General features: G+C 70.5%; 14 protein-coding genes. 9 read left to right on the top strand and 5 right to left on the bottom strand.

What is annotated here, in order from left to right; all coding sequences use genetic code 11:
- Window positions 1-35: 35 nt before the first annotated feature.
- Window positions 36-830 carry a YhjD/YihY/BrkB family envelope integrity protein gene (locus AB0M88_RS40805; RefSeq protein WP_364111348.1) on the bottom strand — a complete coding sequence of 265 codons (795 nt, stop codon included), beginning with the start codon at window positions 828-830 and terminating at the stop codon, window positions 36-38.
- Window positions 831-858: 28 nt separating this feature from the next.
- Between AB0M88_RS40805 and dxr the strand changes: the two genes are divergently transcribed.
- Genes dxr through ispG form a run of 3 tightly spaced genes read left to right on the top strand, consistent with a single transcriptional unit; the run spans window position 859 to window position 4,482 of the window.
- Window positions 859-2,052 carry a 1-deoxy-D-xylulose-5-phosphate reductoisomerase gene (dxr, locus tag AB0M88_RS40800; RefSeq protein WP_364111381.1) on the top strand — a complete coding sequence of 398 codons (1,194 nt, stop codon included), beginning with the start codon at window positions 859-861 and terminating at the stop codon, window positions 2,050-2,052.
- A gap of 2 nt (window positions 2,053-2,054) precedes the next feature.
- Window positions 2,055-3,296: a site-2 protease family protein gene (locus AB0M88_RS40795; protein WP_364111379.1), complete on the top strand. Its 1,242-nt coding sequence runs from the start codon at window positions 2,055-2,057 to the stop codon at window positions 3,294-3,296.
- Between the two features lie 13 nt (window positions 3,297-3,309).
- The gene (gene ispG, locus AB0M88_RS40790) at window positions 3,310-4,482 is read left to right on the top strand and encodes a flavodoxin-dependent (E)-4-hydroxy-3-methylbut-2-enyl-diphosphate synthase (RefSeq protein ID WP_364111346.1); all 1,173 of its coding nucleotides are present in this window, start codon (window positions 3,310-3,312) and stop codon (window positions 4,480-4,482) included.
- Here ispG and AB0M88_RS40785 read toward each other — a convergent pair.
- Window positions 4,479-5,318, bottom strand: coding sequence for a GNAT family N-acetyltransferase (locus tag AB0M88_RS40785; protein WP_364111344.1), 840 nt, complete (start codon window positions 5,316-5,318; stop codon window positions 4,479-4,481). The genes ispG and AB0M88_RS40785 overlap by 4 nt on opposite strands.
- Before the next feature lie 135 nt (window positions 5,319-5,453).
- On the opposite strand from AB0M88_RS40785, the gene AB0M88_RS40780 reads away from it, so the two are divergent.
- Together AB0M88_RS40780 and AB0M88_RS40775 are read left to right on the top strand one after the other, a co-directional pair.
- The gene (locus AB0M88_RS40780) at window positions 5,454-6,050 is read left to right on the top strand and encodes a PadR family transcriptional regulator (RefSeq protein WP_364111342.1); all 597 of its coding nucleotides are present in this window, start codon (window positions 5,454-5,456) and stop codon (window positions 6,048-6,050) included.
- A gap of 253 nt (window positions 6,051-6,303) precedes the next feature.
- On the top strand, window positions 6,304-7,281 hold the full coding sequence (locus tag AB0M88_RS40775) for an aldo/keto reductase (protein ID WP_364111340.1): 978 nt from the start codon (window positions 6,304-6,306) through the stop codon (window positions 7,279-7,281).
- Window positions 7,282-7,667: 386 nt separating this feature from the next.
- On the opposite strand, the gene AB0M88_RS40770 is transcribed toward AB0M88_RS40775, so the two are convergent.
- Entirely contained in the window at window positions 7,668-8,648 is a 981-nt protein-coding gene (locus AB0M88_RS40770) for an LLM class F420-dependent oxidoreductase (RefSeq protein ID WP_364111338.1), read from the bottom strand.
- Window positions 8,649-8,759: 111 nt separating this feature from the next.
- Between AB0M88_RS40770 and AB0M88_RS40765 the strand changes: the two genes are divergently transcribed.
- Genes AB0M88_RS40765 through AB0M88_RS40755 form a run of 3 tightly spaced genes read left to right on the top strand, consistent with a single transcriptional unit; the run spans window position 8,760 to window position 12,078 of the window.
- Window positions 8,760-9,335, top strand: a complete 576-nt coding sequence (locus tag AB0M88_RS40765) for an ATP-binding cassette domain-containing protein (RefSeq protein WP_364111336.1) — start codon at window positions 8,760-8,762, stop codon at window positions 9,333-9,335.
- Complete coding sequence (locus AB0M88_RS40760; protein WP_364111334.1) at window positions 9,335-11,470, top strand: YhgE/Pip domain-containing protein; 2,136 nt, start codon at window positions 9,335-9,337, stop codon at window positions 11,468-11,470. Before AB0M88_RS40765 ends, AB0M88_RS40760 begins: the two co-directional genes overlap by 1 nt.
- Window positions 11,471-11,487: 17 nt before the next feature.
- The gene (locus AB0M88_RS40755) at window positions 11,488-12,078 is read left to right on the top strand and encodes a TetR/AcrR family transcriptional regulator (RefSeq protein ID WP_364111332.1); all 591 of its coding nucleotides are present in this window, start codon (window positions 11,488-11,490) and stop codon (window positions 12,076-12,078) included.
- A gap of 2 nt (window positions 12,079-12,080) precedes the next feature.
- Here the strand turns inward: AB0M88_RS40755 and AB0M88_RS40750 are convergent, their stop codons facing one another.
- On the bottom strand, window positions 12,081-12,581 hold the full coding sequence (locus AB0M88_RS40750) for a hypothetical protein (protein ID WP_364111330.1): 501 nt from the start codon (window positions 12,579-12,581) through the stop codon (window positions 12,081-12,083).
- 25 nt (window positions 12,582-12,606) lie between these two features.
- Window positions 12,607-12,954 carry a MerR family transcriptional regulator gene (locus AB0M88_RS40745; protein WP_364111328.1) on the bottom strand — a complete coding sequence of 116 codons (348 nt, stop codon included), beginning with the start codon at window positions 12,952-12,954 and terminating at the stop codon, window positions 12,607-12,609.
- Window positions 12,955-13,647: 693 nt separating this feature from the next.
- Between AB0M88_RS40745 and AB0M88_RS40740 the strand changes: the two genes are divergently transcribed.
- Window positions 13,648-15,171, top strand: a complete 1,524-nt coding sequence (locus tag AB0M88_RS40740; RefSeq protein ID WP_364111326.1) for an amino acid permease — start codon at window positions 13,648-13,650, stop codon at window positions 15,169-15,171.
- The last annotated feature ends 113 nt before the right edge of the window (window positions 15,172-15,284 follow it).

Genomic DNA, 15,284 nt, shown 5'->3' with positions numbered 1-15,284 from the left:
AGTCCGGCCGAGGTGTTACGCCGACGAATCGGGCGCTAGTGGGACGCCCGATTACGCAGGTATTCGCTTGCGCTGCGTGTGGCGGCATATCCGGCGAGCAGGATGACGTGGAATACGTACAGCCAGAGGCCGACGGCAACCGTTCCGCCGATCTCGGTGAAGCCGCCGAAGGGCGCGCCGAGGTTGAGCGGGAGCGAGCAGAACAGCACGAAGCCGTGCAGGAAGCCGGAGAGGTTGGCGGCGGTGAACGACCCGACGGCGAGCGCGGCCGGCCAGGCGGGGCGGTCCGGGGCGACGTACCGGTAGACCCAGACGACGACCGGGGTGAGGACCAGCCACGCGGCGAGGAACGACAACACCACCGCGAGGACCGAGTACCAGCCGCCGCGTACCCATAAAGCGCTGGTCGCGGGGAGCGCGAGAAACATCGCCAGCAGCAGCGCCGGGGCGGCCGCCAGCGGCGGCAGCCAGAGCAGGCGGCCGCGCCAGCCGACGAACGACTCCGGAGTGTCGCGCAGCGACACGAACGCCCGCCGCAGCCCTTCGCCGTAGAACGTGGCCGGGAGCACGCTGGCCAGGGCGAACCACGGCGAAAGGTGCAGTCCGGCGGAGATCAGCGCGCTCAGGGCCCGGGGTGCGCCGATCTCGTCCGGCAGGGCCGCGATGGTGTGCCCGGTGAGCCGCCGGACCCGGTCGGCGCCGACCAGGTAGCCGGTCACCCAGATCGCCAGCAGCGCGATCGGCACGACCGCGATCCCGGCGTAGAAGGTGACCGCGGCGGCCCGCAGTGCCACGTCACGCCCGTGCAACGGCTTCAGCCACCCCCACATGCCCCAGCCATACCCACTTCGCGGGAAGATGGGCGCCATGCGCGACCTCGTTCTGCTCGGCTCGACCGGATCCATCGGCACTCAGGCCATCGACATCGTGAAGCGCAATCCCGACCGGTTCCGGGTGGTGGCGCTGGGGGCCGGCGGCGGCAACGTGGAGCTTCTCGCCGCTCAGGCCCTGGAGCTCGGGGTCGATGTGGTCGGCGTGGCTCACTCGTCGACCGTGCAGGACCTGCAGCTCGCCTTCTACGGGGTGGCGCAGAAGCGCGGTTACGCCACCGGCGACTTCAAGATCCCGCGGATCGTGGCCGGCCCCGACGCGATGACCGAGCTGGCCCGGGTGCCGTGCGACGTCGTGCTCAACGGCGTGGTCGGCAGCCTCGGCCTGGCGCCCACCCTGGCCGCTCTCGAGGCGGGCCGCATTCTCGCCCTGGCCAACAAGGAGTCGCTGGTCGCGGGCGGCCCGCTGGTGCGCCGGGCGGCCAAGCCGGGCCAGATCGTGCCGGTCGACTCCGAGCATTCGGCGCTCGCCCAGTGCCTGCGCGGCGGCGCGCGCGAGGAGGTGCGGCGGCTGATCCTGACCGCGAGCGGCGGGGCGTTCCGCGGCCGCCGGCGCGAGGAGCTGGCGAACGTCACGGTCGACGACGCGCTCAAGCACCCGACCTGGGACATGGGGCCGGTCGTCACGATCAACACGGCGACGATGGTGAACAAGGGGCTCGAGGTGATCGAGGCGCACGAGTTGTTCGCGGTGCCGTACGACGACATCGAGGTCATGGTCCATCCCCAGTCGTACCTGCACTCGATGGTCGAGTTCACCGACGGTTCGACGCTCGCGCAGGCCAGCCCGCCCGACATGCGCCTGCCGATCGCGCTCGCCCTGGCCTGGCCGGAGCGGGTGCCGCACGCGGCGGCCGCCGTCGACTGGCGGGAGGCGCACAACTGGGAGCTGCGCCCGCTCGACGACGAGGCGTTCCCGGCGGTCCGGCTGGCCAAGGAGGCGGGCCGCACCGGCGCCTGCCGACCGGCGATCTTCAACGCGGCCAACGAGGAGTGCGTGGCGGCTTTCGTGTCCGGTCGGCTACCTTTTCTGGGCATCGTCGACACCCTGGAGAGGGTGCTCGCGGCGGCCCCCGACTTTGCCGAACCGGGTACCGTCGACGACGTGCTCACCGCGGAGGCGTGGGCTCGTGCCCAGGCACGACGGATGATCGGAGCCTGATGCTGTTGTACTGGGTGGGCGTGGCGGCCTTTGCCGCCTGCATCCTCGTCTCGGTGAGCCTGCACGAGCTGGGTCACATGATCACCGCGAAGCGGTTCGGGATGAAGGTGACCCGATACTTCGTCGGCTTCGGCCCGACGATCTTCTCGTTCCACGTCGGCGAGACCGAGTACGGGCTGAAGGCGATCCCGCTCGGCGGCTTCTGCAAGATCGTCGGCATGACGCCGCAGGACGACGACGTCGCGCCGGAGGACGAGCCGCGCGCGATGTGGCGGTTCCCGGTCTGGAAGCGCACGATCGTGATGGGTGCCGGCTCGGTCACCCACTTCGTGCTGGCCATCGTCGCCACCTGGATCGCCGCGATGACGATCGGCCTGCAAAACCTCGACTACCCGCAGACCGCGGCCCAGGAGTCGGCGCAGATCCAGGTCAGCGACTGTGTGCAGCTGACCAACGTGCCCGACTGCACGATCGGGCAGGGCTCCGGCGTGGCCGCTCCGGCCAAGGCGGCCGGCCTGCGGAACGGTGATGTGATCACTCAGGTCGGCACCACGCCGGTGTCCACCTTCGAGCAGCTGACCAACGCGATCCGGGAGCAGAAGCCGGGCCCGACCGACTTCACGTACACCCGTGGCGGCGTCACCCAGACCGTCAAGGTCGATCTGAAGAGCGCCCAGCGGGCCCCGGTCGACAATCCGAACGGCCCGCTGTCGAGCGTCGCGGTGGCCGGTGTGGCGTGGGACAACAACGCCGTCCCGGCGATCATCAAATACGACGCGGCCGGCGCGGTCCCGGCGACCGGCGACTACGCGTGGTACCTGGTGAAGAACACGTTCTCGGCGATCGGCCGGGTGCCCCAGCGCGTGCCGGCCCTCTGGCACTCGATCACCGGTGGCGAGCGTGACCCCGACACCCCGATCAGCGTGGTCGGAGCCAGCCGCATCGGCGGCGAGGCGCTGCAACACGGTGTTCCCGAGGTGTTCCTCAGCGTGTTCATCGCGCTCAACGTCTTCATCGGCATCTTCAACCTGTTCCCGCTGCTGCCGGTGGACGGTGGTCACATCGCGATCGCCTGGTACGAAAGAGCACGGTCGTGGATCTATGCTCGACTGCGGAAGCCCGACCCCGGCCGGGTCGACTACTACAAGCTGATGCCTCTCACCTACGCAGTGATCCTCATCGGCGGTGCGTTCACCGTGCTCACGGTCACCGCCGACATCGTCAACCCGATCAAGCTCTTCTGACAGGTGATGTGAAGTGACCGCAGTCAGCCTCGGAATGCCCGCCGTACCCCCGCCGCCTCTCGCCCCCCGCCGCCACAGCCGCCAGATCAACGTCGGTGGTGTGCTGGTCGGCGGCGGTGCCCCGGTCAGTGTGCAGTCGATGACCACCACGCTCACGGCCGACGTCAACGCCACGTTGCAGCAGATCGCGGAACTCACCGCCTCCGGTTGCCAGATCGTCCGGGTGGCCGTGCCCTCCCAGGACGACGTCGAGGCGCTGCCGGCGATCGCCAAGAAGTCGCAGATCCCGGTCATCGCCGACATCCACTTCCAGCCGAAGTACGTGTTCGCCGCGATCGACGCCGGCTGCGCGGCGGTCCGGGTCAACCCGGGCAACATCCGTAAGTTCGACGACCAGGTCAAGGAGATCGCCCGCCGGGCCTCCGAGACCGGCACCCCGATCCGCATCGGCGTCAACGCGGGCTCGCTCGACAAGCGCCTGCTCGAGAAGTACGGCAAGGCCACCGCCGAGGCGCTGGTCGAGTCGGCCCTCTGGGAGTGCTCGCTGTTCGAGGAGCACGGCTTCCGCGACATCAAGATCTCGGTCAAGCACAACGACCCGGTCGTCATGATCCGGGCCTACCGTCAGCTGGCCGAGCAGTGCGACTACCCGCTGCACCTCGGCGTGACCGAGGCCGGCCCGTCCTTCCAGGGCACGATCAAGTCGGCGACCGCGTTCGGCGCGCTGCTGGCCGAGGGTATCGGCGACACCATCCGGGTCTCGCTCTCCGCCCCGCCGGTCGAGGAGGTCAAGGTCGGCAACGCGATCCTCGAGTCGCTCGGCCTGCGCGAGCGCGGTCTCGAGATCGTCTCCTGCCCGTCCTGCGGCCGGGCCCAGGTCGACGTCTACACGCTCGCCGAGCAGGTCACCGCCGGGCTCGAGGGCCTGCCGGTGCCGCTGCGCGTGGCGGTCATGGGCTGCGTCGTCAATGGTCCCGGCGAGGCCCGCGAGGCCGACCTGGGCGTAGCGTCGGGCAACGGCAAGGGTCAGATCTTCGTCAAGGGCCAGGTCATCAAGACGGTCCCCGAGTCGATCATCGTCGAGACGCTGATCGAGGAGGCCCTCCGGCTGGCCGACGAGATGGGCGCCGACCTGCCCGAGGAGCTGCGCGAGCTACTGCCCGGCCCGCAGGTGACGGTCCACTAGAACAGCACCGTCGCGAACGAGCCCGCCGAGACGAAGCCGCATTTGGCGTAGACCCGGCGGGCCGCCGTGTTGTAGTCGTTCACATAGAGGCTGACGGTCGGTGCCACGCGCCGCAGCGCGTCGTGCACCACCGCGGCCATGCATCCGGCGGCCAGCCCGCGCCCCCGGAACTCCGGGTCGACCCACACACCCTGCACCTGGGTCGTGCGCTTGGTCACGATCGCCAGCTCGGCCTTGAAGATCACCCGGTCGCCGTGGAACCGGGCGTACGCCCGCTTGCCCTTGACCAGCTCGGCGATCCGCCGCCGGTAGCCGCGGCCGCCGTCGTCGATCAGCGGTGAGACGCCGACCTCCTCGGTGTACATCGCGACGGCGGCGGGGAAGAGCTGGTCGACCTCGGCCGGCCGCACCAGGCGCACGGCCGGGTCGGGCTCGATCGGCGGATCCTGCTCGGCCACCAGCAGGGGCTGATGGGGCCGCACGTCACGCGCCCGGCCCCAGTGCCCGCCGAGCCGCGACCAGAGGTCGAGCACCGCGTCGGACCGGCCGATGATCGACGAGCAGATGCGGGGCTCGGCGCCGAGCATGTCGGCGAACGCGGCCACCGCGGTCGGTGTCGCGCAGACCGGCACCAGGTGGGCGCCCGACCAGATCAGCGACTCCACCTTGCGCCCGGCGCCGTAGCCGAAGATGCGCCCGTCGGAACGCCACCAGTTCAGCCCGTGCGCGGCGACCCGCTCGGCGATCTGCGCACCGGCGTAGGGGTCGCGGTCGAGGATCTTCTCGACCGCCGCGCGCTCGGACTCCCCGAGTTGGCGAAGCGGCACCGTAAGCACGGGTATCACATTGCCAGATCGCTGCCCGTTGACACCCACGGCGGTCCCTCCTCTCGACTTCTGTCGAAGAAACCCTTGCATCTTGATACGTTGCCGATATATCGTCAACGTATCAACGACAGCTTGGAGATAGTCATGCGACACATCCACGAAGACTTCATGCACGGTCACGGTCGGCGCATGCGCGGCGGAGGCTTCGGCTTCCCGCCCGGCTTCCCCTTCGGCGGAGGCGGCCCCGGCCCCGACTTCGGCGGCGGCCCCTGGGGCCAGCGCGGCGGCCGGCGACGCGGCGGCCGCGGCCGCCCCAACGTCCGCTCGGCCGTCCTGGCCCTGCTCCTCGAGCGGCCCATGCACGGTTACGAGATCATCCAGGAGCTCGACGCGCGCACCAACGGCATCTGGCGTCCCAGCCCCGGCTCGATCTACCCGACCCTCCAACTCCTGGAAGACGAGGGCCTGATCGCACCCGAGGCGGAGGGCGGCCGCAAGAGCTACCGCCTCACCGACGACGGGCGCCCCGAGGCCGAGACCGCCGCGCAGAACCCGCCGTGGTCCGAGATCGGCGACGACACGATGAACCAGGTGCAGGACTTCCGCGACGCGGCGGTCGGCATCATGAGCGCCCTCAAGCAGGTCGGTTTCAACGGCACGCCCGAGCAGCGCGACCGCGCCCTCGAGATCCTCAACGAGACGAAGCGCAAGCTCTATGCGATTCTCGCCGACAGCGAGTAGTCACCGACCCCGCGGGGCTCACTCTTCGGAGTGGGCCTCGCGCTCTGTTTGCGTACGGGAGGAAACCGTGAGCAAAAGCAGAGCGTGACCGTCCCGGGGTTTGCGGACCGGCCCGCCGCGACGCAAGGCCGTCGCCGGCCGCCGGCGCCGGCTCTCCCGGCCATCCGGGCGCTCGCGGCTCTCGGGGTTCTCCCGGCATGGAGGTAACGGCAGAACCTCCCGGATCGGCGCCCGGCGGAGTTGCATGGAGGTCATGAAGCACATCAAGCTCCGTGATCTGGATGTCGCCCGCATCGGCCTGGGCGCGATGGGCATGTCCCACGGCTACACCGGCGCCGGCACCGACGACGCCGAGTCGATCCGCACCGTGCACCGGGCGATCGACCTCGGTGTCACCCTGATCGACACCGCCGAGGTCTACGGCCCCTACATCAACGAGGAACTGATCGGCCGCGCGCTCCAGGGTCGCCGCGACCAGGTCGTGCTCGCCACCAAGTTCGGCCTGATCTCGCACGCCGCCGGCGACGGGCGCAACGCCGACTCCAGCCCGGCCAACATCCGCGCCGCGGTCGAGGGCTCCCTCAAGCGCCTCGGCACCGATCACATCGACCTCTACTACCAGCACCGCGTCGACCCTCTAACCCCGATCGAGGAGACCGCGGGCACCGTGGCGTCACTGGTCGCCGACGGGAAGGTCCGCTATTTCGGCCTTTCCGAGGCCGGCCCGGACACCATCCGCCGCGCGAATGCGGTGCATCCCGTCACGGCCGTCCAGTCGGAATACTCGCTGTGGACGCGCGGCATCGAGGCCCGCATCCGGCCCGTCCTCCGCGAACTGGGCATCGGCCTGGTCCCGTTCTCACCCCTCGGCCGCGGCCTCTTCACCGGCACGATCCGCGACGGGTCCGGCTTCGCCGAGGGTGACTTCCGCCGCGACAACCCCCGCTTCACCGGCGACAACTTCCAGCACAACCTGCGCCTGGCCGACGAGGTCAACGCGGTGGCCGCCGACGCCGGCGCAACCCCGGCCCAGGTGGCGATAGCGTGGCTGCTGGCCCAGGGCGACGACATCGCCCCGATTCCCGGCACCAAGCGCGTGACCCGCCTGGAGGAAAACGCCGCCGCCGACGAGGTACGGCTCACCCCCGCCCAGCTCGACCGGCTCTCCGCCCTCCCGCCGGCCCGCGGCGAAACCCACCCGGAAGGCGCCCGCGCCCTGCTGGAGCGCTGACACGGGTCCGAGGGCGCCCGATTCGGGGTGGCCGACTGCGTTTACCGGCAGAGTCAGGACCGTAAGACGCTGGCGTCGGCCGTGCTCGCTCCAGAGCTGATTACGACCCCGGCGACGCGGCGGCCCGGGAAGCCGCCGCCCGACCGGAGTCCGAATCCGGTCCGGTGCGCTACGCCGCGTCGGTGCGCGGCTCGAACCCGTGTCCGGCTCCAGCCGTGGCGCTCGTGAAGCTCCCGAACGGCCCGGCCGAGCTCGAACGCCAGACGCGCGGCCTCGTATGCCTCCGTTGCCCCGGGCTCGGCCACGCGCCGCTCCCGCATCGCCTCCCGGTTCTCCTTTTCGCCCACGACCTGCACTTACTCTTCTTCCACGCGGTGCGCCTCGGGTCAGCGGCCCAGGGCCGTCAAGAGCTTGGTCAGGGCGGGGGCGCCGCCGGCGTCGAGTTCCGGGGTCGGGAGCAGGGCCATCACCGGGACCGTGATGCCGGCCGCCGCGTAGGCCTCGACCTGGTCGCGGCAGGACTCCGGGGTGCCGTGGACGACCAGGGCGTCGACCAGGTCGTCCGGGATGGCGGCCAGGGCGCCCTTGCGGTTGCCGGCCGCCCACGCCTCCCACATCGGGGTCAGGATGTCGGTGCGGCCCAGCCAGCGGTGGAAGGCGGCGTACGCCGGGACGGTCAGGTAGGCGGTGATCAGGCGGCGGCCGATCGTGCGGGCGTAGGCGGTGTCGTCGGTCGGGCAGACGAAGATGCGGGCCGCGACCTCGAAGTCGGGGCGGGCCCGGGTGGTCTCGGCCAGGGCGGTCGGCACGTCGGAGGCGGCCAGCCAGTTGAGGATCACGCCGTCGGCTTCGGCGGCGGCCAGGCGCAGCATGCCGGGGCGCAGGGCGGCCAGCAGCAGGGCCGGTGGGTCGGCCGGCGGGCGTTCGAGGCGGAAGCGGCGGATCTGGAACGTCTCGTAGGACTTGTCGACCAGTTCGCCGTTCAGGGCCGCGCGTAGGAAGCGGAGCATGTCGCGGCAGCGGGCGTACGGGGATTCGAACGGGATCGCGTTCCAGTCGCCGACGACGACCGGGGAGGACGCGCCGATGCCGAGCTGGAAGCGGCCGGGGGCGGCCTCGGCCAGGGCGGCGGCGGTCATCGCGAGCAGGCCGGGGCCGCGGGTGTAGACCGGGGCGACGGCGGTGCCGAGTCGCAGGCGGGGGGCCCAGGCCGAGGCGAGCGCGAGCGGCGTGAAGGCGTCGGTGCCGGCCACCTCGGAGGACCACAGGTCGGTGAAGCCGGCGTCGCCCAGCGCCTGGTAGACGGCGGCGTGGTCGGCGAGCGGCACGCCGCTCAATGGAATGGTCATGCCCCAGCGGTTCGCCATGCCGTCGATCCTGCCCGGCGAACGGGGTGAGGTCCACCACCGGACGACGTGAATGATCACCGATGCGGGTATGTTTTTAGACTGACCAGTCAGTGCAAAGAAGGTGACAGAATGTCGGTGCTCGAAGCGCGGGGTGCGGGCGTGCGTAGGCGGCGCCGGTGGCTTTTCCGGGACCTCGACGTGACGGTCGCGGCCGGCGAGATCGTCGCGGTGGTCGGGCCGCCCGGCAGCGGCCGCACGACCGCGCTGCTCGCCCTGGCGGGCCGGTTCCGGCTGGGCGCCGGGTCACTCTCCTTTTCCCGTACGCCGTCCCTTGGTCACGTCCCCGAAGTCGAGGCGCCGGAACCGGTCTTCACGGTCGCCGAGCACGTCCGCGAACGGCTGGCGCTGCTCGGACGGCCCGGGAGTGAGGCGGCCGGCGTGGAACTGCACGGCCTCGCACCCGAGAAGCCGGGGCGGGAGCTCACGCCGTACGAGAAACAGGTTCTGGGTTTGATCCTGGCGGGTCTCAGTGAGCCGCAGGTGATCGCGCTGGACGGCCTGGACGACGGGCTCGACCAGGGGGAGCAGGCGCGGCTCTGGGAGCTGATCGAGGAGCTTTCCGAGCGGGGCATCGCGGTGCTGGTCACCGCCCGCGAGATCGACCCGGGACGGGTGACCGAAGTGATCGACCTGGGGGTGTCCTGATGAGGACCTTGTCGCTGGCGTGGCTGGAGCTGCGCCGTTTCTTCCGTGGCCGGCTGACCACCGCGGCCGTCGTGGTGCTGGCCGTGATCCCGCTGCTCTACGGCGCGCTCTACCTGGCCGCGTTCTGGGACCCCTACGGCCATCTCAACCACATCCCGGCCGCCCTGGTCGTCGAGGACCGCACCGCCACGGCGACCGACGGCACGACCGTGCACGCCGGACAGGACCTGGCCGACGAGCTGGTCCGGCGCCAGATCTTCGACTGGCACGTGACCGGCGAGCGGGCGGCCGAGAAGGGCCTGGAGAGCGGCAGGTACCAGCTGATGCTGCGCATCCCGAGCGACTTCTCGTCCGACCTGGTGACCGGCCCGGATCCGTCCTCCGCCCCCGAGGCGGCCCAGCTGCGGGCGGTCAGCGACGACGCCACGAACTATCTGTCCGGGGTGTTCGCGCGGACGGCCTTCGACGAGGTTCGCGCGGCCGCCGCCGCGAGCGCCTCATCCGGATATTTCGACAAGATGCTGATCGGCTTCACCGATCTGAAGCACCGGACGCAGCAGGCCGCGGACGGGGCCTCCCAGGTGAGGAGCGGCGCCGACCAGGCGGAGACCGGCGCATCCGAGCTGTCCGACGGCATCGATCGTGCCCACGCCGGGGCGGGCCGACTGGCGAACGGGCTGGGAACGGCCGGCCGGGGCGCGAACGACCTGGTGGCCGGGCTGACGCGGCTCGACAACGGCGCCGAGCAGCTGGCCACCGGCACCGCGCAGGCGGCGGCCGGCGGGCAGCAACTGGCCAAGGTCGTCGACGGCGCGGCCGACCGCATCGAGCCCGTGCTGCGGCAGAACGCGGCCACCATCCAGGACGCCGCCACCCAGGTGGCCAAGGGGGCCGACGCGCTGGCCGACAACGTCGGTGCGATCTCGACCGCGGCCGACAAGGCGGTCCACGACGCCCGCGCGCTGCGGTCCTATCTGGACACCCTGCCCGCCGGCACCGACGGCCTGGCCGACGCCAAGGCCCTCGCGAACCAGCTGGTCGACGAGGCCGAACAGGTGCGGCAGCGAGTGCACGACGCCGACCTGAACGGACTGCGCGACCGGCTGCGCCAGGTCGCCTCCACGGCTCGCCAGGTCGCGGCGGCCGCCCCGCACCTCGCCGACCAGTTGTCGGCCGGGCGGGCCAAGGTCGACCAGCTGTCGGCCGGACTCGACCAGCTCGCCACCGGGGCGAAACAGCTGCACACCGGCACCACCCAGGCCAAGTCCGGGGCGGTCGACCTGCGCGGCGGCATCTACCAGCTGGCCAGCGGGGCGCGGCAGCTCGACGACGGCCTCGGCACGCTCTCCACCGGCGGCCGCCAGTTGGCGGACGGGCTCGGCGACCTGCAGACCGGCGCGGGCAAACTCGCGTCGGGCCTCACCGACGGGGCGAATCAGATTCCCGGGTACGGCGACGACACCGGTTCCCGCGCCGACGTGCTGGCCGACCCGGTCGCGCTCGACCGCGTGGTCCGGCACCCGGCGAGCACGTACGGCGTCGGCTTCGCGCCCTACTTCCTCAGCCTGGCCCTCTGGGTCGGGGCGATGGTCACGTTCATGGTGCTGCGGCCGCTGAACCGCCGCTACCTGATGTCCGAGGCGCCGACACCCCGGGTCGCGCTGGCCGGGCTGCTGCCCGCGGTCGCGATCGGGCTGGCTCAGGCGACCCTGCTGTTCCTGGTCGTGCGGTTCGCCCTCGGGCTCTCGCCGGTGCACCCGTGGCTGGTCTGGGGGCTGCTGATGCTGACCGCGACCGTGTTCGCGGCGATCATGCAGCTGCTCGGCGCGGCCCTCAAGGCGGCCGGGCGGATCGTCGCGCTGGCGCTGCTCATGCTGCAGCTCACGTCGTCCGGCGGGACCTATCCGGTGGAGACGTCACCCGGGTTCTTCCAGGCGATCCATCCGTTGCTGCCGATGACGTACACGGTCGAGGCGCTGCGGCACGCGGTCGACGGCGGGGCGGCCTCGACGGTCGGGCATGCGGCGTTACTGCTCCTCGCGTACGGAATCGCCGGCGTGAGTCTCACGCTCGGGGTGACCCACCGGGCGCGCCGGATGACCGGCGCCGACCTTCACCCGGAGCTCGTGCTGTGACCGGTAAGGTCTGCGGGATGAGCGGCGACGGGCGCAGCCGGCGCCGGGAGGACACCCGGCAGAAGCTCTACGAGGCGGCCGTCCAACTCATCGCCGAGCAGGGCTTCTCCGCCACCACGGTCGACGACATCGCGCTGCGGGCCGGCGTCGCCAAGGGCACCGTCTATTACAACTTCAAGTCGAAGACCGACCTGTTCGAGGAGTTGCTGCGGCACGGCATCGGCCTGCTGACCGACGCGTTCCGCGCCGCGGTGGCCGGGCTGCCGCCCCGCGAGGCGGTCGCGGCGCTGGTGCGCACCCAGCTCGAATACATCCAGCGCTACCGGGCCTTCGCCCAGCTGCTGCTCTCCGAGATGTGGCGCACCAATCGCGAGTGGCAGCAGACGCTGATCCTGCTGCGCGAGCAGGCGATCGGGGTGATCGCCGAGACGCTTCAGGCCGGCGTCGACTCGGGTGACCTGCCGGCCGAGCTCGACGTGCGGGTGTCGTCCTCGGCGCTGTTCGGTGTGGGCCTGGTGGTCGCGGTCGACTGGCTCGTGTTCATGCCCGAGCGCCCGATCGAGGACGTCGAGGAGTCCCTGCTCGCCATCGTGCGCCGGGTCGGCTGAGGTCAGGGCCGCCACTCACCCTGGTAGGGGATCCAGAGGTAACCGGGCGCGAACCGGGTGAAGCCGGAGCCGTGCATCTCCCGGTGGACCTCGTCGGCCAGCACGAGGCCCGGCAGCCGGCCCGTGGCCACCTCGTCCGCGTAGTCGGAGCGGAGCTCGTCCAGGTCGACGAGGTCCAGCGGGTTCTTGCCGACCACGGCCGCGAGGTAGCCGGTGAACCGGCGTAACAGGTCGTAGAGGCCGAAGCCCACTTCATCGAGCTCGTCCGGCGTGAGCGGGAGTCTGGGCGCACGGTGCTCCATGGCGATGCCCCACCCCACCCCGACCGGGAGCACCGACATCTCCAGGTAGCCGCCGTCGGCGGTGAACAGCAGCGGCGGGTGGAGCGGGATCCGGTGCTCGCCGGCCACGAGCGGGGGATGGTCGAGGACGGCTGCGCGGGCCCGGTCGACGGCGGCCTGGTCGGTGCCGAAGTTCACGACGAGCTCGAACGCTATGGCCATGTGGTTCCTCTGCCGGGGGTGCGGGTCAGGCTACCGGCGCGCGGGTCTGTGTGGGGACCCCGGCGTCCTCGTCGCTGGTCAGCGTGCCGCCGAGCGCGAGGATCTGGCGTTTGGCGGCCTCGAGGCGGTCTTCGAGGGTGACGATGCGGCAGGCGGCGGCCAGGGGGAGGCCCGCGTCGAGCAACTGGCGGACGCGGGTGGCGAGCTGCAGCTGGTGGCGGGAGTAGCGGCGATGGCCGCCGAGGGAGCGTTCGGGCTCGATCAGGCCCGCGGTGCCGAGACTGCGGAGAAAAGCCGGGGTCACGCCGATCATCTCGGCGGCACGGCCCATCGAATATGCCGGGTAGTCGGCGTCGTCGAACGTCTTGTTCATCTGTCCTTCCGGGATCATCCGGGTATACAGCGCTGGCGCAGTCCAAGGCCCCGGCGGGTAACCGGGGCCTTGGCTTTTCAATTCTTGAGCCGACCGTCGTCGGCGCATGAGGTCGTTCGCTTGCGTGCCGCTAGCGAACGTCCTGAGTGATGGGCATCGGCTGCGATCACCTCTTGTCGGGTCGGGGACGTCGTGATTTCGCGTTGCTGCGGTATCTCGTCCTCCTTAGCCAACTCAAGCGTCTGTGCCAGTTGCGTGTCGGCTGTGCGTGGCCGACTCCCGAACTCTATGCCGATCACGGCCCTATTTCTAGCCTCGACGCTGTAGATTTTTCGGGCAAATCGTCTGAGCTTTCACCGGTTTGAATGCGACGACGCGGGGCGGGCGCTGCGCAGGCAGAAGCCCGCGTCCGAAGAGAGAGGTGACCGCGCCCCGCGCCGCCGCGGGAAAGGGGCGACTGGACAGCCCCAGGGTGTTCGCGAGGCCTGCCGAGGGCCTGCGCGCTGAAACGCCAGCGTCAGAACACCGGCAGGGCGAGGATTCGTTGCCCTGACATGTCCATGAGTGTGCCTCTCGTCCGATCGGCCGGGCAACGCAATTAACGCGGCTCATTGACGTGCGTAACACCGTAGGGAGATCATCACGGCACGCGGTGGCCCAGGTCACAGCGCCCCTCGGTCAAGGGAGTCGCACATGAGCGTCAACCCAGCTGCCAGCACCGACGAAGAACGCCTCGCCCAACTCGGCTACCAGCAAGAGCTGCACCGCCGACTCTCCGGCTTCTCGAACTTCGCGGTTTCCTTCTCGATCATTTCCATCCTCGCCGGCGCCATCACGTCGTACTCGATCGCCATGGCCGCCGGCGGCCCCTTCGCCATCACCATCGGGTGGCTCCTGGTCGGCATCATGGTCACCCTGGTCGCCCTGGCGATGGCCGAGATCTGCTCGGCCTATCCGACCGCCGGCGCCCTCTACTGGTGGACGGCCGCGCTGGCCAAACGCAACAAGGCCGCCTGGGCCTGGTTCGTCGGCTGGTTCAACTTCCTCGGCGAGGTCGCGGTCACCGCGGCCATCGACTTCGGGGCGGCGATCACCACCTCGGCGTTCCTCAGCCTGACCTTCGGCATGACCGTGACCACCGGCAAGACGTTCCTGATCTTCCTGGTGATCATCGTCGTGCACGGCCTGCTCAACACCTTCGGCGTCAACCTGGTGCGGCTGCTCTCCGACGTGAGCGCCTGGTGGCACCTGGTCGGCGTGCTGATCATCGTGGTCGTGCTGGCGGTCGTACCGGACCAGCACAAGCCCATCCACGAGGTGTTCTTCGAGGTCAAGAACGCGACCGGGTTCTCCTTCGCCGGCGCGGGCATCTACGCGGTGCTGATCGGCCTGCTCATGGCGCAATACACGTACACCGGCTACGACGCCTCGGCGCACGTGGCCGAGGAGACCCACGACGCCTCCCGAGCGGCACCGCGCGGCATCGTGATGTCGGTGGTCGTCTCGGTGATCGCCGGCTTCGTGCTGCTCTTCGCGATCACCTGGTCGATCCAGGACTACGACGCCGAACGGACGTCGTCGCTCGGCCTGCCCCCGGCCCAGATCTTCATCGACGCGGCCGGCCGGCACACGGGTGAGTTCCTGCTCCTCATCTGCATGGTCGCGCAGTGGTTCTGCGGCATGGCCTCGGTCACCGCGAACTCCCGGATGTCGTACGCGTTCGCCCGCGACGGCGCGCTGCCCGGCTCCCGCATCTGGAAGCAGGTCAACCCGCGTACGGGTACCCCGACCAACTCGATCTGGCTGTGCGTCGCGATCTCGATCATCCTGGTGCTGCCGTCGCTCTGGAACACGACCGCCTACCTGGCGGCGACCTCGATCGCGGTCATCGGGCTGTACATCGCGTACGTGGCCCCGGTGCTGCTCCGGCGGCTGAATCCCGACTTCCAGCCCGGCCCGTGGAACCTGGGCCGGTGGAGCCCGGTCGTCGGCTGGCTGTCGATCGTCTGGGTCGTCGTGATCTGCGTGCTGTTCGTCCTCCCGACGGCCGGTCCGGTCACCGCCGGCAACTTCAACTACACGATCGTCGCCGTGGCGATCGTGGTCGGTGCGGCCGCGATCTGGTGGTTCGCCAGCGCGCGGAAGTGGTTCACCGGGCCTCGGCAGAACCTGATCGAGAAGGCGGCGCACGGCGAACCGACCATGCCCGCTGAGTGATCCCCCGTACGAACCGGCGCCGGGCCTTCCACCGCCTCATCGACGGCTTCGCCGGCACGCTGGTCCGCTGACCGGTCAATCACCGGTTCATCGCGGTGCGGGGTTGCGGCTAC

It is taken from the genome of Actinoplanes sp. NPDC051411 (assembly GCF_040682075.1).
Taxonomy (GTDB): Bacteria; Actinomycetota; Actinomycetes; order Mycobacteriales; family Micromonosporaceae; genus Actinoplanes.
This window is presented reverse-complemented; position numbering and strand designations above follow the sequence as displayed.